Source organism: Pseudomonas sp. GZD-222 (assembly GCF_049310525.1).
Taxonomy (GTDB): Bacteria; Pseudomonadota; Gammaproteobacteria; order Pseudomonadales; family Pseudomonadaceae; genus Aquipseudomonas.
The window spans coordinates 81180-101832 of sequence record NZ_JBMOWO010000054.1 but is presented as its reverse complement, the minus strand read 5'-3'; the positions used below and the strand labels follow the sequence as shown (position 1 = coordinate 101832).

20 protein-coding genes are annotated in these 20653 nt (G+C 62.7%); 11 read left to right on the top strand and 9 right to left on the bottom strand.

The genetic code is table 11. The features are described from left to right. Window positions 1–68: 68 nt before the first annotated feature. From ACO6VD_RS10475 to ACO6VD_RS10450, 6 genes are all read left to right on the top strand, one after another. Window positions 69–863 carry a CbbQ/NirQ/NorQ/GpvN family protein gene (locus ACO6VD_RS10475; RefSeq protein ID WP_422418838.1) on the top strand — a complete coding sequence of 265 codons (795 nt, stop codon included), beginning with the start codon at window positions 69–71 and terminating at the stop codon, window positions 861–863. After that, window positions 847–1431 carry a cytochrome c oxidase subunit 3 gene (locus ACO6VD_RS10470; RefSeq protein WP_422418809.1) on the top strand — a complete coding sequence of 195 codons (585 nt, stop codon included), beginning with the start codon at window positions 847–849 and terminating at the stop codon, window positions 1429–1431. The genes ACO6VD_RS10475 and ACO6VD_RS10470 overlap by 17 nt, the downstream gene beginning before the upstream one ends. Before the next feature lie 9 nt (window positions 1432–1440). Then, a complete protein-coding gene (locus tag ACO6VD_RS10465) occupies window positions 1441–1689 on the top strand; it encodes a cytochrome C oxidase subunit IV family protein (protein WP_422418808.1) in 249 nt (82 codons plus the stop codon). Between the two features lie 97 nt (window positions 1690–1786). Then, window positions 1787–2227 carry a c-type cytochrome gene (locus ACO6VD_RS10460; protein WP_422418807.1) on the top strand — a complete coding sequence of 147 codons (441 nt, stop codon included), beginning with the start codon at window positions 1787–1789 and terminating at the stop codon, window positions 2225–2227. 3 nt (window positions 2228–2230) lie between these two features. Further along, window positions 2231–3658 carry a cbb3-type cytochrome c oxidase subunit I gene (locus tag ACO6VD_RS10455; RefSeq protein WP_400173139.1) on the top strand — a complete coding sequence of 476 codons (1428 nt, stop codon included), beginning with the start codon at window positions 2231–2233 and terminating at the stop codon, window positions 3656–3658. Window positions 3659–3676: 18 nt separating this feature from the next. After that, window positions 3677–5515 (top strand): nitric oxide reductase activation protein NorD, encoded by a 1839-nt coding sequence (locus tag ACO6VD_RS10450; protein WP_422418806.1) that lies wholly within the window; start codon window positions 3677–3679, stop codon window positions 5513–5515. Between the two features lie 7 nt (window positions 5516–5522). Here ACO6VD_RS10450 and ACO6VD_RS10445 read toward each other — a convergent pair whose 3' ends face one another. Both ACO6VD_RS10445 and ACO6VD_RS10440 read right to left on the bottom strand, forming a co-directional pair. Further along, a complete protein-coding gene (locus tag ACO6VD_RS10445) occupies window positions 5523–5714 on the bottom strand; it encodes a protein DnrP (RefSeq protein ID WP_400173136.1) in 192 nt (63 codons plus the stop codon). Next, a complete protein-coding gene (locus tag ACO6VD_RS10440) occupies window positions 5711–6394 on the bottom strand; it encodes a Crp/Fnr family transcriptional regulator (RefSeq protein WP_422418805.1) in 684 nt (227 codons plus the stop codon). The genes ACO6VD_RS10445 and ACO6VD_RS10440 overlap by 4 nt, the downstream gene beginning before the upstream one ends. A gap of 484 nt (window positions 6395–6878) precedes the next feature. Between ACO6VD_RS10440 and ACO6VD_RS10435 the strand changes: the two genes are divergently transcribed. Together ACO6VD_RS10435 and ACO6VD_RS10430 are read left to right on the top strand one after the other, a co-directional pair. Further along, window positions 6879–8069, top strand: coding sequence for an NnrS family protein (locus ACO6VD_RS10435; RefSeq protein ID WP_422418803.1), 1191 nt, complete (start codon window positions 6879–6881; stop codon window positions 8067–8069). Between the two features lie 24 nt (window positions 8070–8093). Beyond that, complete coding sequence (locus ACO6VD_RS10430) at window positions 8094–8531, top strand: CopD family copper resistance protein (RefSeq protein ID WP_422418801.1); 438 nt, start codon at window positions 8094–8096, stop codon at window positions 8529–8531. 18 nt (window positions 8532–8549) lie between these two features. On the opposite strand, the gene ACO6VD_RS10425 is transcribed toward ACO6VD_RS10430, so the two are convergent. Both ACO6VD_RS10425 and ACO6VD_RS10420 read right to left on the bottom strand, forming a co-directional pair. Beyond that, entirely contained in the window at window positions 8550–10091 is a 1542-nt protein-coding gene (locus ACO6VD_RS10425; RefSeq protein WP_422418800.1) for an FAD-dependent monooxygenase, read from the bottom strand. Window positions 10092–10103: 12 nt separating this feature from the next. Then, a complete protein-coding gene (locus ACO6VD_RS10420) occupies window positions 10104–10718 on the bottom strand; it encodes a LysE family translocator (protein ID WP_400173129.1) in 615 nt (204 codons plus the stop codon). A 160-nt stretch (window positions 10719–10878) separates the two neighbouring features. On the opposite strand from ACO6VD_RS10420, the gene ACO6VD_RS10415 reads away from it, so the two are divergent. Beyond that, window positions 10879–11517, top strand: a complete 639-nt coding sequence (locus ACO6VD_RS10415; RefSeq protein WP_422418799.1) for a hypothetical protein — start codon at window positions 10879–10881, stop codon at window positions 11515–11517. Then, window positions 11510–12157 (top strand): RES family NAD+ phosphorylase, encoded by a 648-nt coding sequence (locus tag ACO6VD_RS10410; RefSeq protein ID WP_422418798.1) that lies wholly within the window; start codon window positions 11510–11512, stop codon window positions 12155–12157. Before ACO6VD_RS10415 ends, ACO6VD_RS10410 begins: the two co-directional genes overlap by 8 nt. Here ACO6VD_RS10410 and ACO6VD_RS10405 read toward each other — a convergent pair whose 3' ends face one another. The 5 genes from ACO6VD_RS10405 to fdnG all read right to left on the bottom strand — a co-directional run bounded on the left by ACO6VD_RS10405 (window position 12158) and on the right by fdnG (window position 18031). Beyond that, the gene (locus ACO6VD_RS10405; protein WP_400173125.1) at window positions 12158–12385 is read right to left on the bottom strand and encodes a hypothetical protein; all 228 of its coding nucleotides are present in this window, start codon (window positions 12383–12385) and stop codon (window positions 12158–12160) included. It abuts the gene before it with no gap. Window positions 12386–12524: 139 nt separating this feature from the next. Next, window positions 12525–13436 carry a formate dehydrogenase accessory protein FdhE gene (gene fdhE, locus ACO6VD_RS10400; RefSeq protein ID WP_422418796.1) on the bottom strand — a complete coding sequence of 304 codons (912 nt, stop codon included), beginning with the start codon at window positions 13434–13436 and terminating at the stop codon, window positions 12525–12527. Then, window positions 13433–14077, bottom strand: a complete 645-nt coding sequence (locus ACO6VD_RS10395; protein WP_400171515.1) for a formate dehydrogenase subunit gamma — start codon at window positions 14075–14077, stop codon at window positions 13433–13435. Before ACO6VD_RS10395 ends, fdhE begins: the two co-directional genes overlap by 4 nt. Further along, the gene (gene fdxH / locus ACO6VD_RS10390) at window positions 14074–14964 is read right to left on the bottom strand and encodes a formate dehydrogenase subunit beta (protein WP_400171566.1); all 891 of its coding nucleotides are present in this window, start codon (window positions 14962–14964) and stop codon (window positions 14074–14076) included. The genes ACO6VD_RS10395 and fdxH overlap by 4 nt, the downstream gene beginning before the upstream one ends. 16 nt (window positions 14965–14980) lie before the next feature. After that, window positions 14981–18031 (bottom strand): formate dehydrogenase-N subunit alpha, encoded by a 3051-nt coding sequence (gene fdnG / locus ACO6VD_RS10385; protein ID WP_422418794.1) that lies wholly within the window; start codon window positions 18029–18031, stop codon window positions 14981–14983. Window positions 18032–18485: 454 nt separating this feature from the next. Between fdnG and ACO6VD_RS10380 the strand changes: the two genes are divergently transcribed. Continuing rightward, window positions 18486–20636, top strand: coding sequence for a TonB-dependent receptor family protein (locus tag ACO6VD_RS10380; RefSeq protein ID WP_422418836.1), 2151 nt, complete (start codon window positions 18486–18488; stop codon window positions 20634–20636). Window positions 20637–20653: the final 17 nt, after the last annotated feature.

Below are 20653 nucleotides of genomic sequence, written 5' to 3'. Positions count from 1 at the left end.
CAGTGGGTTGCCTGCGCCTTTAGCGTGGTCGTTGAACCCGCTGCCGAGCCAGGTGCCGCATGACCCTCATGCCTGTGTGTGACGCTCCAACCGAATTTTTCTATCAACCGCAACACAATGAACAAGCCCTGTTCGAACAGGCCTGGCGCCACGGCCTGCCGGTGCTGATCAAAGGGCCTACCGGCTGCGGCAAGACCCGCTTTGTCCAGCATATGGCCCAGCGCCTGAACCTGCCGTTGCATACCGTGGCCTGCCATGACGACCTGAGTGCCGCCGACCTGGTCGGTCGCCACCTGATCGGTGCCCAGGGCACCTGGTGGCAGGACGGGCCGCTGACCCGTGCGGTGCGTGAAGGTGGCATCTGCTACCTCGACGAAGTGGTCGAAGCGCGGCAGGACACCGTGGTGGTTTTGCACCCGCTGGCCGATGACCGCCGCGAACTGTTCCTGGAGCGCACCGGCGAAGTGTTGCAGGCGCCGCCTTCGTTCATGCTGGTGGTGTCCTACAACCCCGGCTATCAGAACCTGCTCAAGGGCATGAAACCCAGCACGCGCCAGCGGTTTGTGGCGATGCGCTTCGACTACCCGCCTGCCGCTGAAGAAACGCGGATCGTACGGCGCGAGGCCGGGGTTGATGCGGCGCTGGCAGAGCAAGTGGTCAGGCTGGGGCAGGCTTTGCGCCGCCTGGAACAGCACGACCTGGAGGAGGTCGCCTCGACCCGTCTGCTGATCTTCACCGCACGCATGATCGGTGCCGGCATGAACCCGCGCGAGGCCTGCCTGGCGTGCCTGGCCGAGCCCTTGAGTGACGACCCGGTGACAGTGGCCGCGCTGATGGATGTGGTCGATGTCCATTTCGGCTGAGACGGCTGTAGCCCCGCGGCATTTGCCGGGCGATCTGGCGATGTGGTTGTTTATCCTCGCCGAGCTGTCGGTGTTTGCCCTGCTGATTCTGGCGTTCGCGGTAACTGAGGTGCTCAAGCCACAGCTGTTCGCTGACAGCCGGCAGTTACTCGACACCTCCACTGGCCTGGCGATGACTTTGAGCCTGCTCAGTGCCGGGCTGTTGGCGGCGCTGGCCCAGCAGCGCGTGCGCCGGGCGCAGACACTTCAGGCGGCAGGGTTGTTGCTGTTGGCGTTGTTGGTCGCCTGCGGTTATCTGCTGCTCAAGCTCGGCGAGTACCAGCACCTGCTCAGCCTGGGACTGGGGCTTGAGTACAACACCTTCTTTACCCTGTACTGGATCCTCACCGGTTTCCACTTTCTCCATGTGCTGCTCGGCATGCTGATCCTGGCCTGGCTGGCCGCAGGCTGTCGCCGTGGTCGCTATGGCGCGGGCCACTGCAGCGGGTTCGAATCCGGGGTGCTCTATTGGCACATGGTCGACCTGGTCTGGGTGGTGCTGTTTCCGCTGGTCTACCTGCTGGGCTAGGAGGTGCGCATGCTCGCTTCGAGGTTCTTGCTGGGCTGCTGGCTGGCCCTGGCCTTGCTCAGCCTGGCCACCGTGGGGCTGGCACAGGGTGCAGTGAGCAGTGGCGCGATCCTGTTGCTGGCGGTACTCAAGGCCTGGTTGATCACCGACGGCTTCATGGAGCTGCGTCATGGTCCGTGGCGCTGGCGCGTCCTGCTGCTGGCATGGGCTGGCGTACTGGCGCTGGTGGTAGGCATCAGCCTCCACCTGCGCCATTAATACCCGAGTAAAACCATCGGCATTTCTTGATTGCCATCAAGCAGGTTTTCAGCCCTCGCTTCCTATCATGGCCAGGCCAAGCCATGAGGACGAGACCATGTCAGAGACCTTCACCAAGGGCATGGCCAGGAACATCTATTTCGGGGGAAGCGTGTTTTTCTTCCTGATTTTCCTGGCCTTGACCTACCACACCGAACAGACCTTTCCCGAGCGAACCAATGCCACGCAATTGACCGACGCCGTGGTGCGCGGCAAAACCGTCTGGGAGCAGAACAACTGCATCGGTTGCCACACGCTGCTGGGCGAGGGCGCGTACTTTGCGCCGGAGCTGGGCAACGTGTTCCAGCGCCGCGGCGGCGAGGAAGGCTTCAAACCCTTCCTGCACGCCTGGATGAAGATGCAGCCATTGGCCGTACCGGGCCGTCGGGCGATGCCGCAGTTCAACCTGAGCGAGCAGGAAGTCGACGACATCGCCGAGTTCCTCAAATGGAGCTCGAACATCAACACCAACGGCTGGCCGCCAAACAAGGAGGGCTGAGTGATGAGCAGTGCCAATCCCCATCTGAAATTCGCTTCGCAAGCCGTTGCCAAACCCTACTTCGTGTTTGCCCTGATGCTGTTCCTCGGCCAGGTGCTGTTCGGTCTGATCATGGGTTTGCAGTACGTGGTCGGCGACTTCCTGTTCCCGGCCATTCCCTTCAACGTGGCGCGCATGGTGCACACCAACCTGCTGATCGTCTGGTTGCTGTTCGGCTTCATGGGCGCGGCCTATTACCTGGTGCCGGAGGAGGCTGATCGCGAGCTGCACAGCCCGAAACTGGCGATTGTACTGTTCTGGGTATTCGCCACCGCCGGAGTGCTGACCATTCTCGGCTACCTGCTGGTGCCCTATGCCGGCCTTGCCAGGCTGACCCACAACGAACTGCTGCCGACCATGGGCCGCGAGTTCCTCGAACAGCCGACCATCACCAAGATGGGCATCGTGGTGGTGTGCCTGGGCTTTCTCTACAACATCGGCATGACCTTGCTCAAAGGCCGCAAGACCACGGTCAGCATGGTGATGATGACCGGGCTGATCGGCCTGGCGGTGTTCTTCCTGTTCTCCTTCTACAACCCCGGCAACCTGGCCCGTGACAAATTCTACTGGTGGTGGGTGGTGCACCTGTGGGTGGAAGGGGTGTGGGAGCTGATCATGGGCTCGATGCTGGCCTTCGTGCTGATCAAGATCACCGGTGTCGACCGGGAAGTGGTGGAGAAGTGGCTGTACGTGATCATTGCCATGGCGCTGATCACCGGCATTATCGGTACCGGTCACCACTTCTTCTGGATCGGTGCACCCGAGGTGTGGCTGTGGGTCGGTTCGATCTTCTCGGCGCTGGAGCCGTTGCCGTTCCTGGCCATGGTGCTGTTTGCCTTCAGCATGGTGCGCAACCGTCGGCGGCAACACCCCAACCGCGCCGCGACGCTGTGGGCCAAGGGCACTACCGTGACCGCGTTCTTCGGGGCCGGGGTGTGGGGTTTCCTGCATACCTTGGCGCCAGTGAACTTCTACACCCACGGCACGCAATTGACCGCAGCCCACGGCCACCTGGCGTTCTATGGCGCTTACGCGATGATCGTCATGACCCTGATCAGCTACGCCATGCCGCGTTTGCGTGGGCTCGGCGAGGCGGCCGATGAGCGTGCGCAGACTCTGGAGGTCTGGGGCTTCTGGTTGATGACCTTGTCGATGGTAATGATCACTCTGTTGCTCACCGCCGCCGGTGTCGTCCAGGTGTTGCTGCAACGCTGGGCCGAAGACGGCAGCGCCTTGCCGTTCATGTCCACCACCGAGCACTTGCGCGGACTGTTCTGGGCGCGTCTGGTCAGTGGCCTGGGCTTTATGGCGGGCTTGCTGTGCTACCTGCTGAGCTTCCGCCAGCGCGGCCGCGCCGCATTGCGGGCCCCGGCACGGGTGGTGCCGTCTTGAAACGTGGCAGGAGGCAACATGGCGATCAGCCTTGAACTGGAAGAATGGGTCGGGAGTGCCTGGCACCGCTTCATCACCCGTCGCGCCAGCCCGGACTTTCCTCAGGCGAGCATCGACCTGGCCCCGCGTCAGCGCGCCCTGGCCCTGTTGTTCCGGGCCATGGGCGGCGCCGCCAGCCAAGGGGTGGAGGCGGCCAGTGAGCGTGATCTGCTGCTGCGCCGCAGCGTGCTGCAGCAGATCGCCGGTACCTGCAAGCAGGTACCCTTGGCCTGGTGTGACGGACGCAACCTGCGCTTGCCCGGCCACCTGGCGGTGTTTGCCGACGCCGGGCTCAACGAGGAACTCTATCGCTGGCTGACTGTGCTGGCCGCACAGTCGGGGCCGATGCGCCACTGGGGCCGGGACAACCAGCGCTGGACCCAGGCGTTGCTGCAGCGCTATCCGGCGTTGACCGGGCGATACCAGCGTCTGGTCGAAGCCCATCTGCCTCTGCGTCCAGACCCGGCAACCTTGCGTCCCGCTGAAGCGGCGTTGGAGCGTGCGCTGTGCCAGGCCTTGCGCGAGCCCGGCAGTGTCAGCGAATTTCCCCGCAGTGAGCGGGCGGCCTGGCCGATGCCGCTGTGGCTGTACCCGCCGCTGAACTTGCCAGGCGCCCCGGCGGGAGAGCTGGACGAGACTGACGAGTACCTGGCGACACCGCCCGGCGAACAGCGCAGTGGCCGCAAACGCGCCACCCGCATCGATGAAACCCGTCGCGAAGGCGGACTGCTGGTGGTGCGCCTGGAGAACCTGTTCAGCTGGACCGAACATGTCGATCTCGACCGCTGGACCGACGACAGCGAAGACCCGGACGCCGCCCGGGTTGCCGATGATCTCGATCAGTTGACCCTGTCGCGCACCCGCCTGTGCAAGGGCGGCGGCCTCAAGCTGCACCTGGATTTACCGCCCGCCGAAGTCGACGACATTCCCCTCGGCGAGGGCATCAAACTGCCGGAGTGGGACTATCGTAAAGGGCAACTGCAGCCACACTTCGTCAACCTGCAGATGTTCGAACCGCGCGATAGTCAGGCACAACCCTTGCCGCCACGCCTGCAGCCGGCAGCGCGGCAGCTGCGGCGGCAGTTCGAGCAGTTGCGCAATGACCGGCAGTGGTTGCGCCAGCAGCCTCAGGGCGGTGAGCTGGACCTGCAGGCCTGGCTCGACTTTCACGTCGAGCGCAGCCATGGCCAATGCTCCGAGCGCGGCCTGTTCATGGCCCAGCGGCCGACGCGCCGCGATCTGGCCTGCTTGCTGCTGGCCGATGTGTCGATGTCCACCGATGCCCACCTGAACGATGAGCAGCGGGTGATTGAAGTGATCCGCGACAGCCTGTTGCTGTTTGGCGAAACGCTTTCCACCCTTGGTGATGATTTTGCCCTGTACGGGTTCTCTTCACTGCGCCGTCAACAGGTGCGCCTGCAGGCACTGAAGACCTTCGAACAGCGTTACGACGACAGTACCCGGGGCAAGATCCAGGCCCTCACTCCGGGCTATTACACGCGCATAGGCGCCGCCATTCGCCAGGCGACCCGCCTGCTCGGCGCCAGTAAGCGGCGGCGCAAGGTGTTGCTGCTGTTGACCGATGGCAAGCCCAATGACCTGGACCTGTATGAGGGGCGCTATGGCGTCGAAGACACCCGCGAGGCCGTGCGCGAAGCGCGGCGCCAGGGGTTGATTCCGTTCTGCATTACCATCGACCGCACGGCGGCTGACTACTTGCCGTACATGTTCGGCAGCAATGGCTTCAGCCTGATCCGCCAGCCCGAACAGTTGCCGCTGCGTCTGCCGCAACTGTATCGACAGCTGACGCAGCCTTAAGCCGCGCCTAGCGCGGCAGCCACAACACCATCACTACGCAGAACAGTGTCAGGCCGATGCAGAACCACAGAAAACGCAACTGCTGCCGGGCCGCGGCATGGGCCGGGGAGGTCGGCAGGGGCATGCCGCACTGTTCGCAAGTGACGCCGTGCAGCGGGTTGCTGTGTTGGCAGTACAGGCAGACGGGCAGGGCTTTCATTCGAACTGCTCCAGCCGTGAGCGATCGAGAATGACAATGCGCCGGCCGTCCTGGGTGATGACCTTTTCATCGATCAAACGACGGATGATGCGCGAGAAGGTTTCCGGCTGGATCGCCAGGTGGCCGGCAATCAGTTGCTTGGCCATCGGCAGCTCGAACTGGCGCTCGACCGGCTGAGTCTGCATCAGTTGCGTCAGCAGATAACGCACCACCCGGTGCGTGGCGTTTTTCAGTGACAGGGTTTCGATTTCGTTGACCCGCTGGTGCAGGCGCACGCACAACTTGCCGAGCAGGGCGAAGGTCAGGCGGCTATTGTTCTGCAGTAGACGCATGTAAGTGCTGGTCGACAGCCGGTACAGCTGCGACGGCCCGATCGCCTCGGCCGAGGCCACATAGTTCGGTGTGTCCATCAGCATCATCGCTTCGGCGAAGGTTTGCCGCGGGCCGATCACTTCAAAGACTTTTTCCTGGCCGTCCGGGGTCAAGCGATAGATCTTCACCGCGCCGGCGATCACAAAATAGAACGCTTCGGCGGGTTCTCCCTGGTGGAACAGGGGCTCACCTTTGTCGACACTGAGCAGGTGACTGGAAGCCATCAACTCGTCCAGCTGCTCGTCATTCAACGGCTCGAACAGGTGATGGCTACGCAAAATCTGGTGATGGACACGATGAAGCACCATGGGAATTCATCCTCAGGCTGAATAAGAGGGGTGTCTCAGACAAGGCCGAGGGCGACGCTGCTGGCGACGGCAATGAACGAGCCCAGGGCGGCAAACCAGGCCAGTGGCTGGATGATGTTTCTCATGTGAACTCCAAACGGGATGACGGATGCTGCTGTTCAGCAAGAGTCGGACCAGGCCCAAGCCCCCGTGCTTTCTGGCTTCCTCAAACAAAAGGGTAAATATAACCCTATGCAAAAGGGTCAAAAGTACCTTCTAAGGGTCATTTTCACCCTGATTGCGCGCCATGCTGCTGCAATGGGCCAGCAAACCCGGTGGGGCACGGCTCTTGCACAACCTGAATCAACAGCGATGGGCAGCTTACGTGGTTGTCGCCAGCAGGCTTTGATGTGCGACAACGGCACGGCTCGGCAAATCGCAGATGATGGCGCCGGGAAGCGGTTCACCCTGTGCGGGCCCGGCAACACGGTAAAGGAGTGGTTTCATGCAAGTACTTGACCGCCGTAAAGCGCTGGCCATCGTGCCGTTGTTGCGTCTGGCGTTCCGACCCTTCTTCCTCGGCGGCTGCGGCCTGGCGTTGCTGGCGGTGCCGCTGTGGCTGGCGGCGCTGAACGGCACTCTGGGTGACTGGCAACCTGCGGGTGGCTGGCTGGCCTGGCACCGCCATGAACTGTTGTTCGGCTTTGGCCTGGCGATCATCGCCGGCTTCTTGCTCACCGCCGTGCAGACCTGGACCGGCCAGCCGGGCCTCAGTGGTACACCGCTGGCGGCGCTGGCGCTGCTCTGGCTGGCCGCGCGCGTGGCCTGGCTGGCGAACCTGCCCTGGCCGCTGTTGGCCTTGCTGGAGCTGGCGTTCCCGGTGATCGTGGCGCTGCTGATGGCGGTGACCTTGTGGCGGGTACGGCAGAAGCGCAATTACCCGGTGGTAGCGGTGTTGCTCCTGCTCGCAGCGGCAGACGCGCTGGCCGTGTATGGCTTGCTGCAAGGGCATGAAGGCTGGCAGCGCCAGGGTGTGCTCAGCGGCATCTGGCTGGTGGCGGCGATGATGGGGCTCATCGGTGGCCGGGTCATCCCATTCTTCACCCAGCGTGGCTTGGGTCGGACCGAAGCCGTCGCGCCCTGGCCCTGGCTTGATCGTCTGTTACTGGCTGCTTCCGCGCTGGTCGCGTTGCTGTACGCCGCTGGCCCTGCATTGTCGGTGAATACCTGGATCGGTCTGCTGTTCGCGGTACTGGCCGTTGGGCACGGGGTGCGCTTGTGGCGCTGGCATGATCGCGGGCTGTGGCGGGTACCTTTGTTGTGGTCGCTGCACCTGGCCTACGCCTGGTTGGCGCTGGCGTGCCTGGGCATGGCCTTGTGGCATTTCGGCGTGAGCCTCAACCCCAGCCTGGCAGTGCACTGCCTGACGGTCGGGGCCATGGGCGGGCTGATTCTGGCGATGATCGCCCGCGTCAGCCTGGGGCATACGGGACGGGCACTGCAGCCACCTGCGGGGATGACCCTGGCATTCATTCTGCTCAATCTTGGTGGCGTCAGTCGGGTGCTGCTGGTGCCCTGGTTGCCACTGGCCGGCCTGTGGTTGGCGGCAGCGTGCTGGACGCTGGCCTTTGCCCTGTATGCCTGGCGTTATGCACCGATGTTGATGCGCGCCCGGGTTGACGGGCATCCAGGATAACGGCGCAAGCGCAGGAGGCTGGCGATGTTCTATCCCTACTTACTGGTTATCCATTTACTGGCGGCGATTGCCTTTATCGGTACGCTGTTTTTCGAGGTGTTCATCTGGTACGCGGCGCGCCGGCAGGTGCCGGAGGCTACCCGGACGGCCTCCGATCAGGCGATCGCCTCGCGTTCACGCACAGTGCTGCATGGTGTGGTGCTGGTGTTGTATAGCGCAGGCATCGGCCTGGCCTGGCACCATCGCGGCGCCTTGAGCCAGCCGCTGGCGAGCAGTTTTGCCAGTCTGCTGAGCCTGAAAATCATCCTCGCGCTGAGCATCATCGGGCATTACCTGCTGCTGGCGTACTGGCTTAAGCGCCAGCGCCTGAGCGAGGCCCGTGCGCGCTGGATTCGCTGCAGTATCCTCGGGCACATGCTGTTGATCGTGGTGCTGGCCAAGGCGATGTTCTATTGGCATTGAGCCCTGCGTGACGGTTGCTCAGTACTTCTGTTTACCCGATCGCAGATTGAGGCCGCGTTCATCGAAATAAGCTTCAAGCACGTCTGCATCTGCATTGCTCCAGACCACCGCGATGTAAGTGTCCGGGCGGATGAGGTAGACCGCATCGCGTACCAGCCCTGCCGCCTCATGGGCTTCACTCCAAATGAACACGTCCACCGGTATGCCGCGGCTACTGCACCATTGCACCAGGCTGGCGCTGACCGCGCCGTAAACCTGTATTTGCCAGCAAATGCGGCTGAGGCCACTGAAATTGTCGCGTCCGCCTTCTGCGACCCAGGGCAGGCGGTCACCGCCCTGGATCGGCCCGGCGTTGCCGGCGCTCAATGGCATGTAGCGGTAGTTGAGGCCGATCTGCGAGACCGTGCGAAAGAGAAATTCCCGGGCTGACCTGAAGGCAATCAGCCGGGGCAGCACGCGCGGTGCCAGGCGGGTACGCAGCAGGGCGGCCAGACGGCCGTCGGCGGTGATGAAGTTGAAGATCTGGTCGGTGGTGGACACCAGTCGCTGGGCAAAGGCGCTACGTTCGATTTCATAGGTGGCCAGCAGACTGTCCTGGGCCTCGCCACGCAGGACGCTGGCCAGCTTCCAGGCCAGATTGATGGCGTCACCAATACCGGTGTTCATGCCCTGGCCACCGGCGGGGCTGTGGACATGCGCCGCATCGCCAAGCAGGAAGGCGCGCTGGCGGCCGAAATGTTCGGCCACCCGGTGGTGCACGCGGTAGGTGGAGAACCAGTTGACCTGTTGTACCTGGACTTTCAGGTGTTCGATGGCCCGCTGACTGACGTCTTCGAAGCGCAATTGGTCCGGGTGTTCGGCGCGTTCGTCGCGCACGGTGCCGATCAACCGCGCGCGACCGCTGCCGGCCAGAGGGAAGACGGCGAGGAAGTCGGCTTCGTCGAGGTCGACGTGCAATTCGCCGTTGAGGGCCGGGCCTGAGGCCTGGACATCGGCGACATAGAACACCTGCTGGTAGGTACCGCCGGGAAAACCGACCCCCAGCGCTTTGCGTACTGTCGAACGAGCGCCGTCGCAGCCGGCCAGGTAGCTGGCTTCGCAGTGTTCTTCCAGGCCGCCGGCGTGACACAGTTTGGCACTGATGCCGTGGCTATCCTGGGTGAAACCGAGCAGCTCGGTTTCGCGTTCCACCTCGACACCCAGGGCTTGTAGACGCTCGATCAGCAGTTGTTCGTGTTCATCCTGGGGATAGATGTGCAGGAACGGGTAGGGGGTAAAGTCGCCACCGATGGTGCTGAAGGGTAAGCGTGCTACCGCCTCGCCCTTGACCCACAAGTTGGCGGCCTGGACCTGGTGGCCGCGCTCGATGACCGCCGCAGTCAGGTCCAGCTGGCGATACAGTTCCAGCGTTCGCGCTTGCACCGCCAGGGCCCGGGAGGTGCTGCCAGGGCCGGTGGTTCTGTCGATGATGCGTACGCTGACGCCCTGTTTGCTCAGCCACAACGCCAGTACCAGGCCGGTCGGACCGGCGCCAATGATCAGTACTTCACAGCGCTTCATCGCACGCGCTCCTCAGCGCTGGGCGAACGCCAGGTTCAGGCCCAGGCCGGCAAAGGATGCCGCAAAACTGCGGCGCAACCAGTTCTGCACCCGCGGCGACTCGATCACCGCGCGGCGAAACAGGTTGGCCAGCAGGCCGTACAGCACAAACACGATAAAGGTCATCAACATGAAAACAGCGCTCAAGCTCAACATCTGCCCGGTCACCGAGCCGCTCTGGGCGTTGATGAACTGGGGCAGAAAGGCGAGGAAGAAAATCGTCAGCTTGGGGTTGAGGATATTCAGCAGGCAGGCACGCAAGATCAGGCTGCCCGCACTGCCAACCCTGGAGTTGCTGTCGATGGCGAAGGCCGAACGATCGCGCCAGGTGGCGTAGGCCAGGTACAGCAGGTAAGCGACACCGGCGAATTTCAAACCCTGAAAGGCCAGGGCACTGGTGTGCAGGATCGCCGACAGGCCAAGGATTGAAGCCAGCAGATGCGGGACGATCCCTGCGGTGCAACCCAGCGCTGTGTACAGGCTGGCGCGCTTGCCTGCCACCAGGGCGGTAGAGATGGTCAGGATCACGCCGCTGCCGGGTATCAGCACGACAATCAGCGAAGTGACGAGAAAATCCAGGCTTGGCATTGTGTTGCACTCCATGCAGTTAGGGTGGAACTCCCTGAAGTGTATGTCTGCTGGCGCGATTTGTCCGCCGGTTGTCGGCTCGGGTGGGCCTGGATGGCATTGTATGGTTATTTGGATTACCCTATTTTAACGATATCCAGTCTAATTAGGCGGAGGTTCCATGAGCCGCGCATCGAGTCAAAATAGTCAGAAACAACTTAGCCTGCGCCAGGCCGAGAAAGTCGTCGCGGTGGCCCTGGCCCATGCCAGCCCGCGCGAGGCCGATGCCATCGCCGAAACTTTTGCCAGCATTGCTACCTTCGTCAAAGACCTGGTCGGGCGTCAGCACCAGCAGACCCTGGAGTCCATTGTCGAAGCCCTGGTACCCAAGGTGCCGCCAACCCCGACAGCGCTCAAAGAGGCGGCCATGCTCGCCCAGGCCCGCACCGCAGTACTGGAGAGTGGCGACTGGATGACCGCCGCACAGATCGCCGGGCTGGCCGGGTTCAGTCCGAGCAATCCCAGTGCCCAGCCGAACAAATGGAAGCGCGAGGGGGCCATTTTTGCCTTGCGCCATCATGGCGTGGACTATTTCCCTGCCTATGGTCTGGACGCTGCCAATGGCTACCGGCCACTCAAGGCCATGGCGCCGGTACTTGCACGGTTGAAACACGGCAAGGACAGCTGGGGCCTGGCCTACTGGTTCATGTCGGTCAACAGCTTCCTCGCAGGCAAGCGCCCACTGGACCTGCTGAACAGCGATCCGGATCGCGTGCTGGCGGCCGCTGAAGACGAGCTGCAGGCTGCCATGCATGGCTGATACCCCGCAGCCGGAGGGCAACCTGCAGTTGTCGACGCTGATCTGGGCGGCGGGTACGCCGATTCACCGGGTGCACCTTGAACGTTATGGTGCCAGCCAGTTCAACCCCGGCCTCAACGGCAATGCGCGCTTCAGTCCGATCCGCGACGCCAACGGCCAACCGATCCCGACGCTCTACGGCGGTACCAGTTTCGACTGTGCAGCGATGGAAACCGTGTTCCACGACGTGCCCTTTGCTGCCGGATTCAAAACTTACGACAAGGGCAAATTGGCCGGCCAGCAGCACGCCTTGCTGCACTGTAGTCAGGACCTGCTGCTGGTTGACCTGGGCAGCAAAGCATTGCGTAAGCTCGGGGTGGCGCGCAAGGCGTTGATCGATACCGAGAAGGACCAATACCCACTGACGCGGCAATGGGCCGAAGCCATCCATCGTCAGCGCGCGGATGTTCAGGGCCTGTGCTGGACGTCGCGGCAGGACGATAGTGCACGGGCGCTGATGTTGTTTGGTGACCGCGTGGTTGCCAGTTCGCTGGCAGGTCAGGGTCAGGCGCGCAGCCTGTTGCAGGACAGTGCGGCGTATTTACAGGTATTGCAGCTGGCCGAACAGATCGGCGTACTTATTGTTGCCGGTCGCAGCTGATCAATCGGCCTTGGCGCGCACGATGCGCCCGCTCTTGATCTCGTCGGCGTAGGCATGCAGCTTGTCCGAGTCTTTGTACAGGCGGTTCATCAGGTGCAGGACGGCGACCACATCGACGCCGTCGATGCGTTCGGCCAGTTTGCTGATTTCACCGGCGGTGCGTTCCAGGTTGGAGGCGACGCTTTTCAGGTCGCGCTTGAGTTCGGCGGAGGATTTTTTCAGGCCCATGAGGATTCTCGTGATTAGTCGGTGATTACGCTCTTTTGTAGGAGCGGATTAATCCGCGATGGGGCGCGTAGCGGCCCCAAAAATGGGCCTGCTGCGCAGTCCATCGCGGATAAATCCGCTCCTACACACCCCGTCGCGGTCAGCCAGGAAACAGAAACGGGCTGACCCCACTGCGCCCATAACCTTCACGTTCCACCTCGGCATCCAGCGCCAGGGTGGCCAGGTCGTCGGCCAGCAGTTCCTGGTCGCGGTCCTTTTCCGGGTAAAAGACTTTCAGGTAGCTGTGACAATCGTTGCAGCTTTCGGCTTTGACCGCGGCATCCTGACGTTCCAGCGACCAGTAGTCCAGCGCGCCGGTGGCTTCGCAGTTGCTGCACTTGACCCGGACCATGTGCCAGCGGCACTCGCACAGGCTGCATTGCAGGTAGCGCAAGCCCGCCTGAGGGCCGGTCATGACCACGCTGGCCACCGGCGCGCTGGCGCACACCGGGCAGTGCTGGCGCTGTTCGCCGAGTGCGGCGCTGGCCGAAGCGGGCAGGGCGCTGGCCAACTGGGTGAAGTACAGCGACAGGGCCGCCCAGAGGAACAATGCCTGGCCGCTGCCGACCTGTTCGTAGCCACCGGCCAGCAAGGCGCTGGCCAGCTGTTCCAGCTGCGCGGGCGTGTGCTCGCGAAGGGCGTCCAGGGTCATGCGTACGCTCGGGTTGGCCTCGGGGTACAGCTGTTCGGCCAAGCCCTGCAGCAGTTGCTGCCAGTACCGGTCACGCGGGTAGTCAACCGTCGCCAGCGGCGCCTGGCCATTGCTCAGACGCTCAGCGAGCCCGGCGACCAGTGCCACGGGCAACGGTATACGTTCCAGCAGCGCGTGCTGGGCGTCGGCCAACTGCGCGCAAAAGCCCAGGTAGTCGCCCATGGCATGCGCTTCGGCCAGTTGGCGCAGGCGCGCAGCACGCTTGCTGTAGCGGACCTTGAGCGAGGGCAGCAGCACCGGGGTGATTTCGTTGACGCCGCCTGTGGGTGTCTGCACCGGGGTCATCTGGATACTGCTCATGGCTTGCTCCCGGGTTTGTCCTGCTTGCTGATCTGTCGGAACCAGCGGTCATGGTGGGTCTTGGCCCAGGCGCGGCTGACGTAGCCTGTGACCATGCCGCGGATCGAGCCTTTGACCCAGAACGCCAGGTAGGCATGGCCGATGATCAGCAATATCAGGCTGATGCCGACCAGCGCATGCACCAGCAAGCCGATGCGGATGGTCGGGATCGAGAACAGCGGGGCGAAGTACGGTCGCCAGATCACCACGCCGCTGAGCAGCAACAGCGTGATCATGCTCATGATGCCCCAGAACAGCACCTTCTGACCGGCGTTGTATTTGCCGATGTTCAGCGCCGGGTCATGCTTGCCGGCCAGCACTTGCTTGAGGTTCTTGAACCACTGCAGGTCCTCGCGCTCCGGCAGGTTGTAGCGCACGAAGCGCACGAACAGGAACATCAGCAACACGAACACCACCACGCCGAAGAACGGGTGAAGGATACGCGCCAGCTGCGGCGTACCGAACACGGCGTTGAGGCCGTTGAACGAGGGGAAGAACCACGACAGCCCCGACAAGGCCACGGCGAAAAAGCAGATCACCATGAACCAGTGGCAGGCGCGGTCGATGAAGCGGGTGCGCAGGATCAGTTTGTCGTTGTTCATGCGTGGGTGTCCTCCTCGCGTTTCTCGTCCTGCTCGTCGACCTCGTTGGGGCCGGTGCCGATGTAATGGAACAGGGTGCCGGCCAGGGTGGCGAAAAACGCCGCGGCGGCCACTGGTTTCATCCAGCCTTTCCAGCCCTGGATAGCGCTGCTGATGCGCGGGTCGGTGGGCAGTTTGTGGTACAGCTGCGGCTTGTCGGCATGTTGCAATACGTACACCACATGGGTGCCGCCAACGCCTTGCGGGTCGTAGATGCCGGCCCCGGCAAAGCCGCGGCCCTGCAGCTCGGTCACCCGCTCACTGGCCTGATGCAGCATGTCCTGCTTGCTGCCGAAATTGATCGCGCCGGTGGGGCAGGTCTTGACGCAGGCCGGTTCCTGGCCGACCGAGACGCGGTCTACGCACAGGGTGCACTTGTAGGCCTTGTTGTCCTTCTGGCTGATGCGCGGCACATCGAAGGGGCAACCGGCGATGCAGTAACCGCAGCCGATGCAGTGCTCGGACTGGAAGTCGACGATGCCGTTGGCGTACTGGATGATCGCCCCCGGTTGCGGGCAGGCTTTCAGGCAGCCGGGATCGGCGCAGTGCATGCAGCCGTCCTTGCGGATCAGCCACTCGAGCTTGCCGCTCTCGTCTTCGACTTCATCGAAACGCATCAGCGTCCAGGTTTCGGCGGACAGGTCCGCCGGGTTGTCATAGACGCCGACGTTGTGACCGACCTCGTCACGCAGGTCGTTCCACTCGTTGCAGGCTACCTGACAGGCCTTGCAGCCAATGCAGATACTCACGTCGATCAGCTTGGCGACTTCGGCCTGGTGATCGCGGGTGTGTGGCGCCGGGGTCAGCACGCTGGTGGCCGAGCGGCGGACGATGTCTTGGGATTGCATGGACATGGTTTCGCCCTCAGACCTTTTCAATATTCACGAGAAACGCCTTGTACTCCGGCGTCTGGGTATTCGAGTCGCCGACGCCCGGAGTCAGGGTGTTGGCCAGGAAGCCCTTGCGGGTCGCCCCCTCGTAACCCCAGTGGCAGGGAATGCCGATGGTGTCGACATCCTGGCCGTCCACCGCGAGGCGGCGGATACGCTTGGTCACCACGGCCTTGGCCTTGATGTAGCCACGCTGGGTGCTGACCTTGACGGTGTCGCCCTGGACGATGCCTTTGTCATTGGCCAGCTTTTCGCCGATCTCGATGAACTGCTCGGGCTGGACGATGGCGTTCAGGCGCGCGTGCTTGGTCCAGTGACGGAACAACTCGGTGATCGAGTAGGTGGTTGCGACGTAAGGGAAGTCTTCGCGCTTGCCCATGCGTTTGCGGTCGCTTTCGTACACGCGCGCCGTCGGACTGTAGGTTACCTTCGGGTGCAGCGGGTTGTGCGCCAGCGGGCTTTCGGTCGGTTCGTAGTGTTCGGGGAACGGACCGTCGTTGAGGGCGCCGACCGAGAACAGCCGGCCCAGGCCTTCAGGCAGCATGATGAACGGGTTGACCTTGCCACCCGGCGCGGCGGTGACGGCAAAGTCGGGCACGTCGACGCCGCTCCAGCGCTGGCCGTCCCAGCCGATCAGCTTGCGTTTCGGGTCCCATGGGTTGCCTTGTGGGTCGGCTGAGGCGCGGTTGTAGAGAATGCGCCGGTTCTGCGGCCAGGCCCAGGCCCAACCCGGCGTGCAGCCCAGGCCGCTGTCGGCGTTGTCGCGCCGGGCCATCTGGTTGCCTTGTTCGGTCCAGGAACCGGCGAAGATCCAGTTGAAGCACTGGGTGCTGCCGTCATCGCGCAACTGCGAGAAGTCGTCGAGCAACTGGCCCTTGCGCAGGATCAGCTTGCCTTGCTCGTCGTGCAGGTCAGCCAGGGCGCGGCCGTTGGATTCCTTGGCCACTTCTTCGGGTTTCGGGTCGTAGGGGTCGACGTAGTCCCAGGCCATGTTGAGGACCGGAGCCGGGTTGGCGCCGCCTTCTTTTTCATACAGCTCACGAATCTTCATGAACAGGTGGCCGAGGATCTTGCCATCGTGCCAGGCCTCGCCGGGCGGCGCGGCGCCGGCCCAGTGCCATTGCAGCCAGCGCCCGGAGTTGACGATCGAGCCGTCTTCTTCGGCAAAGCAGGAGGAGGGCAGGCGGAACACTTCAGTCTGGATCGAGGCGGTATCGACGTCGTGCTGCTCGCCGTGGTTCTGCCAGAAGCTTGAAGTTTCAGTGGCCAGCGGGTCGATGATGACCAGGAACTTGAGCTTGGCCAGTGCTGCCTGGGCCTTGTTCTTGTCCGGGAACGCCGCCACCGGGTTGAAGCCCTGGGCGATGTAGCCGTTGACCTTGCCTTCGAACATGCGGTTGCTGTAGTTGAGCACGTCGTAGCTGTCGTCCCACTTGGGCAGCCAGTCGAAGCCCCAGTCGTTGTCGGCCGTGGCTTTGTCGCCCCAGAGGCTTTTCATCAGGCTGATGAAGAACTTCGGCGTGTGCTTGTAGTAGTTGACCTGATCCTCCAGCAGCGCCGTCGGCGTGGTCTGCTTGAGGTAGGTGGCCAGCGTGGTCTGCTCGTCGGAGGGCAGGTTCATGTAGCCCGGCAGGCGCAGCGACAGCAGGCCGAGGTCGGTGTAACCCTGGATATTGGAGTGACCGCGCAGGGCGTTGACGCCGCCACCGGCCATGCCGATGTTGCCCAGCAGCAGCTGGATCATGCCCGAACCGCGGATCATCTGTGCGCCATTGGTGTGGTGGGTCCAGCCCAGGGCGTAGAGGAAGGTGGCGGTGCGGTCCGGCACGCAGGTGCTGGCGAGAATCTCACAGATCTGCAGGAAATCATCCTTGGGTGTGCCGCAGATGTTGCTGACCACTTCCGGGGTGTAGCGGCTGACGTGAGCCTTGAGCAGGTTCCACACACAGCGCGGGTGGCTGAGGGTCAGGTCGCGCTTGGCGTAGCCTTTCGCGTCAAGCTCGTAGGTCCAGGAACTGCGGTCGTAACTACGTTTTTTCTCGTCGTAGCCGCTGAACAGGCCGTCGTCGAAGTGGTAGTCCTCGCGCACGATCAGGCTGGCGTTGGTGTAGTGGCGCACGTATTCGTGCTGGACCTTGTCGTGGCTGATCAGGTAGTTGACCACGCCCATCAGGAAGGTCACGTCGGAGCCGGCGCGGATCGGCGAGTAGATGTCGGCCACCGCGGCGCTGCGGTTGAAGCGCGGGTCGACGACGATGACCTTGGCGCCGTTGCGGATCTTCGCCTCGATCACCCATTTGAAGCCCACCGGGTGCGCTTCGGCCGGGTTGCCGCCCATGATCAACACCACGTTGGCGTTCTTGATGTCGACCCAGTTGTTGGTCATGGCGCCACGGCCAAAGGTCGGCGCCAGCGCCGAGACGGTCGGGGCATGGCAGACGCGGGCCTGGCTGTCGGTGCCGAGAATGCCCAGGGCGCGGGTGAAACGCTGGTCCAGCGAGCCGGTTTCGCTGCTGGCGGCCGAAGAACAGAGCATGCCGGTACTCAGCCAGCGGTTGACCGTAGTGCCCTTGACGTTCTTCTCGATGAAGTTGGCGTCGCGGTCGTCCTTCAACAGCCGGGCAATGCGCTCGATGGCATGGTCCCAGCTGATGCGCTGCCATTTGTCCGAACCCGGTGCGCGGTATTCGGGGAACAGCAGGCGCTGTTCACTGTGCACGTAGTCGACCAGGCCGGCGCCTTTGGGGCACAGCGAACCGCGGCTGACCGGGTGATCCGGGTCGCCTTCGATGTGGAAGATGCGCGCCTTGGCGTTTTTCGCGCCGTCACCGAGGCTGTACATGAGGATCCCGCAACCCACCGAGCAGTAGGTGCAGTTGTTACGGGTTTCCTTGGCGCGCAACAACTTGTACTGGCGCGACTGGGTTGCCTGGGCCATGCCGGGGGCGAAGCCCAGGGTCGCGCAGGTGGCGGTGGCAACACCGGCGGTACAGAGCTTGAAGAACTGACGTCTGCCAAGTCCCATGGTTATCTCCTTATTCTGGTGGCTGCACAAAGCAGCGGGCATAGGCATGCCCGGCAACAAGGCGTCGCAAGCGCAGTTGGCTGGGGATGAGGTCACGATTGGTTGCAGGCCTTGTCTAGCGCAAGGCTCAGGTAATGCGGATGCGCGCTAGTGTATTCCCGTACGGAATGTATGGGCTAATCAAGTGTGTCGATGAGCCTATCGATGGGCTCTATCGGTGTCTGATTATCCGCAGCGGTGTCTATCGACCGTGCAACTGTTTGCCAGGCAACAGCAGATCCACAGATACCGCGATTTCGAACAATTGTTTAACCCGGTTTTTTCCGCCAAGTGCCCGGAATATCGAGGTTTTTCAGATTGGCACGGTCACTGCAATAGCCTTCAGTGAGATTGACTATACCAATAGAAACTCGCCTATTTTTTTAATCAGGTGGGGAGCAAGACCTTGAATTTCGTGCCTCGGGTAACAACCGCAATACGTACTCATTCGACCAAAGTAGTAGGGAGAGACTGGACACTCGCCGGTGTTGGCGCCGCACTGCTGACCCTGGCCCCCTTGGCCGAGGCCCAGGACAACGGACAAACCGAACAACGCCTGGAGACCGTGACGGTCCAGGCCGCGAAAATCAGCCCGGTGGAGCAAGCGCAAGGGCAACTCGACGAGATCCCCGGGGGCACCGGGCTGGTAGACCAGGCTGAAGTGGAGAAGGGCCGCTCGGCGACCCTGGAAGACACCCTGGCCTATCAGCCGGGTGTGTATGCCCAGGCCGCGGGTGGCAACGATGCGATCAAGATTTCCATTCGTGGTTCGGGCGCCAACACTTCGCCCGGCTATTTCCGAGAAGGCACCAAGTTCCTCTTCGACGGCCTGGCTCTGACCGGTGCCGGTGGTACGCCTTATGAGCTGCTCGACACCCAGGGCCTGAGTTACACCGAAGTGTTGCGCGGGGCCAACGCTTTTGAATACGGCGCGTTGTCCCTGGGCGGGGCGATCAACTTTGTGACCAACTCGGGCCTCACTGCGCCGGGCAACCGTATCAAGGTCGAAGGCGGCAGCTTCGGCTGGCAGAAGCAGACCTTGAGTACCGGTGGCGTGGCGGGCGCGGGAGACTACTTCATCAGCGTCGACAATACCCGTCGTGATGGTTATCAGGATTTCACCTTCACCAAAGCCAAGGGCGTGGTCAGCAACTTCGGCTACCGCTTCAATCCGAAACTGGAGACCCGCCTCTACATCCGTTACCGCGAGGAGTACCACGAGAACTCCGGCACCCTGACCCTGGCACAGCTGAAGAAGAACTCCTCACAGACCAACGCGGCCACCCGCGCAACCCGTGCCGACTCAACCAAGGAAGGCTCGACCTGGGTGGGCAGCAAGACCACCTACACCTTCGACGACGATTCGACCCTGGTCGCCGGGCTGGTCTATCACAACTATCCGCAGATCCTCAGCAAGAAGAGTACGGTCAACCCCAACTACTGGGATTGGCGCGATATCAACTACTCGCTCAAGTACAGCCGCAGCGATGAACTGTTCGGCCTGTCCAGCACCACCACCGCCGGCTGGAGCAGTACCCAGCACATACGCGCCGGAGTGCGCACCTACAAGGGTGACAAGGACCTCGGCGTGCTGCAGAAGCAGGTCGAATACGATGGCTCGTTCGACCATGTGTTCTCGCTCGGCAACGACCTCGGCCTGACCGACAACCTGTACCTGTCCACCGGGGTCTCGGCCATTGAGGTCAAGCGCAATGTCGACGTGACCTTCAGCGACCGCGCCAACACCAGCGACTTCCCCAGCCACTATCGCTACCAGGAGTGGAAGCTGGCGCCACGGATGGGCTTGCGCTACTACCTGACCCCGGACGTGCAAGTGTTCGGCAACGTCAGCCGTTCCATTGATCCGCCCAGCTCCTGGTCCAGTTCCGGTTCCGGGGTGACCACCAACTTTGCCAAGAACCTCGTGCCGCAAAGTGCCAATACCGTGGAAGTGGGTGTTCGCGGGCGTTCGGAGATTTTCGATGGCAGCCTGACCCTGTACAAATCGTGGATCAAGGATGAACTGCTCAACGTCGAGATCATCCCGGCGACCAACACCTCGGCTGCGGTGGTGTCCACCTACAACTCCACCCCGACCATCCACCAGGGTGTCGAGGCCGGACTAACCACCAAACTCTGGCAGCGTGACAACGGCGATGTGCTGAGCTGGCGCCAGGCCTACACCCTCAACGACTTCCACTACCGCAACGACCCGTTGTTCAGCAAGAACGAACTGCCGGGGCTGCCCAAGCATGTCTACCAGGGCGAACTGTTCTACCAGTACGCCAATGGTTTCTACGCCGGCATCAACGTGCGTTCGGCGTCGAGCACCGCGGTGGACTACGCCAACACCTTCTATGCACCGTCCTACACCCTCTGGGGCGCACGCCTGGGCTATGACGCGCCGAACAACAAATGGCAGGTGTACCTGGACCTGAAAAACCTCGCCGACAAGGACTACGTCACTGCCGTACTGCCCACCTACAACGCCAGGGGCCAGGACACAGCGTCGCTGTATCCGGGTGACGGCTTCGGTGCCTTCACCGGTATTGCCTACAACTTCTGAGCCAGGGGCGGGTGCCG